Source organism: Kitasatospora sp. SC0581, assembly GCF_048159585.1.
Classification (GTDB): domain Bacteria; phylum Actinomycetota; class Actinomycetes; order Streptomycetales; family Streptomycetaceae; genus Kitasatospora.
Window position 1 is genome coordinate 1 of the sequence record NZ_JBLRWA010000280.1, and the last position, 337, is coordinate 337.

Below are 337 nucleotides of genomic sequence, written 5' to 3' on the forward strand. Positions count from 1 at the left end.
TCTTCCAGTGCTAAATCTGTGACAAGGTGAAAATACTTGGTCATCAAATGATCGGGAATCGACATCGCTTTTCCGTACATTTGATTTGGATCTTCATCAATTCCAATATAGTTGTTTTTCGATTTTGACATTTTTTCCACGCCGTCCAGGCCTTCAATAAGCGGAACGGTCAGGACAACCTGCTTTTCTTTACCGTATTGCTCCTGAAGATGCCTGCCCATCAGCAGGTTGAAGTGCTGGTCATTCCCGCCAAGTTCTACATCGCATTCCAATGCAACGGAATCATAACCCTGCATTAACGGATAGAAAAATTCATGCAGAGAGATCGGTTTGTTTG

The 337-nt window shown here is 43.0% G+C and carries 1 protein-coding gene; it reads right to left on the minus strand.

Going from position 1 to position 337, the window contains the following annotated elements; genetic code table 11:
* Window positions 1-337, minus strand: a 337-nt coding sequence (tyrS, locus tag ACLWS4_RS38100; protein WP_416876584.1) for a tyrosine--tRNA ligase, incomplete at both ends; no start/stop codon positions are given.